Raw genomic sequence first — 1445 nt, forward strand, 5'->3', positions numbered from 1 at the left:
TCAATCACTTGTGTGATTTGATGTGCATCACCACTGGTGTAGAAGTCACTGTATTGCTTTTTAATTTGCTCAGAGCGGCTATTGTACGCATAGCGCATTTCTCTGCCCACTTCATCCTGTGAGTAAACCACATTACCCAAGGCATCAAAACGATAACGCTTGGTACCGCCCATGGCACTGCGTTCAATGGCACGGTTACCCAATTCGTCATATTCAAATTGATTGTTAAAACGATAGCCAAAACCGGATTCAAGCACCCCATATTGGCCCGTCTCAGTCACCTGGTCCAATTTGTCATAACTGATGGTTGTGACACGCGCCGCGGCATCTTGAGTGATGACTTTACGGCCATGCTCGTCGTAGTAGCTTTTCGTTACGTTGCCTTCGCCGTCTTTATGCCCCACTTGATTACCGCGTGCATCATAGCTAAATGCATTGGTATGTGTGTTCGCATCGGTGGTAGACACCAAGTTGCCAAGGGCATCGTAGTCATAACTTGTCTCGGCCCTAAAGTTGGCAGTCACCCTCCCCATTTCATCGGTGTACGACGCGGCTGCTAACCTTTGTAAGGTCACTTGGTTTCTGAAGTTATACTGTGCACTGGTCACCCCGCCTTCTTCGTCAACCAACTCTATGATGTTGCCCCAGCGGTCGAACGTTTGTGACACACTCGGCTTAATTGACCCGCTATACACTGGTTTTTCAATGTAGGTCGCGCGGCCCAATCCATCACGTTTAAAGGTTGTTGTGCCGTTTAATGCATGTTCCGTGCTGACCAATCGACCTGCCAAATCATAAGTGTGGGTTTTTAATACCCCGTCGCCTTGGGTGGTGTAATGCAGTTGTCCAAGTGCATTGTAGATGTACCGTCCCTCGTTGTCTTTGACCACTTCGCCAAAGGCATTGTAGGCATATGACCAGGTGAGATCGGCTTCATTACCGCCCGACTTGAGCGTTTTGTGCGTCACATTGTCCTGCGCATCATAGCCGTATTCTGTGGTGCGATATAACTCCCCAGTTTTAGGCGCCGCCTGCCAATGCGCCACCGTCGCGGTGGTCTTAGTATCCACATCTGACGCTCTGAAAGTGAACTCTTGTACGCGGTTCGAGACATTCGCAATATGCACATCGTTTAGTGCAGTCACCTTAATGTATACGGTTTCTTTTTCACCAACAGGCGCCACTCGGTGTAACGTGCCGCTTGTGGCATCAAAGGTAAACCCAGCTGGGAGCCCTTCGCCTTTCTCTTTGATGAAATCATACCCATCCGTGATGTTCACTTCGTATGAAATCGTGTAGTTATCTGTGGTGCCAGCAACAAAGTAGCGTTCCAACGATTTTTCTAACAGCCCCTTGGCATTGTAGTGATGCTCAGTTTCATTTCCGTTGGCATCTTTTTCTAACACCAATAAACCGCGGCTGTTATAGCTGTGTTGCGTCACTTT

1 protein-coding gene is annotated in these 1445 nt (G+C 48.5%); it reads right to left on the reverse strand.

All coding sequences use genetic code 11. The features are described from left to right. The coding region (locus L1286_RS24015) for a hypothetical protein (RefSeq protein WP_235409547.1) at positions 1-1445 on the reverse strand (1445 nt) is incomplete at both ends.

The organism is Pseudoalteromonas sp. SMS1 (assembly GCF_021530565.1).
Taxonomy (GTDB): domain Bacteria; phylum Pseudomonadota; class Gammaproteobacteria; order Enterobacterales; family Alteromonadaceae; genus Pseudoalteromonas.